The sequence below is a fragment of the Streptomyces huiliensis genome (genome assembly GCF_020037025.1).
GTDB lineage: Bacteria > Actinomycetota > Actinomycetes > Streptomycetales > Streptomycetaceae > Streptomyces > Streptomyces huiliensis.
In genome coordinates this window covers 1-858 of the sequence record NZ_JAIQLH010000161.1, presented here as the reverse complement: position 1 = coordinate 858, position 858 = coordinate 1, and the positions used below count along the sequence as shown (strand labels likewise).

General features: G+C 77.6%; 1 protein-coding gene. It reads left to right on the top strand.

The window, feature by feature from the left end; genetic code table 11:
* Window positions 1-858: SDR family NAD(P)-dependent oxidoreductase (locus JNW98_RS24540; protein WP_223770460.1), on the top strand; the 858-nt coding region annotated here is incomplete at both ends.

The window sequence follows — 858 nt, the reverse complement described above, 5'->3', positions numbered from 1 at the left end:
CTGCTGGCCGAGGCCGACGCGGGCGGCGCGGAGCTGCCGCGCCGGCTGGCGCTGCGGCAGGGCTTCTGGTGGCGGCAGGCGCTGCTGCCGGTGCCCGCGCCCGCCCCGGTGGCGGCGCCGGCGGGGCCGGTGGGCCCGGGCACGTACCTGGTGCTCGGCGGGACGGGCGGCATCGGCCGCAGCGTCGCCGCCTGGCTGCTGGAGCAGGCCGACTGCCGGGTGGTGCTGCTGGCCCGCCGCACGGAACTGCCGGAGGAGCTGGCACCGTGGGCCGACCGCGTCGACCTGCTGGAGGCGGACCTCGCGACGGCGGATCCGGAGGCGGTCCTCGACCGGCTCACCACCCGTGTCGACGGAGTCGTGCACGCCGCCGGTGTGGCCGCGGGCGGTCTGCTGGTCCGGCGCGACGCCGCCGCGGCGTGGCGGGCCTCGGCGGCCAAGCTGCGCGGCGCGCTCCTGGTGGAGCGGCTGATCGAGCGCGACCGGCCCGCGTTCGCCGTCTACTGCTCGTCGATGGCGGCGCAGTACGGCGGCATCGGCCAGTTCGACTACGCCGCCGCCAACGGCCTGCTGGACGGCTTCGCCCGCTACCAGGGCGACGGGAGCACGCTGCGGATCGGCGTCGACTGGGACATCTGGAGCGAGATCGGCATGGCCTGTAGCGCGCTGCACGCCGACGCCCGCCACCAGGCGCACCTGGCGGTGGGGCTGACGGTGAAGGAGGGGCAGCGGCTGTTCGCCGACGCCCTGCGGCTGCGGCTGCCGCAGCTCCTGGTGTCCACCACGGATCCCGAGGAGGCGCACGTCTTCTACGCGCCGCCGCCGGGTGCGGACCGGCCGGCGGCGCCCGAGACGGCG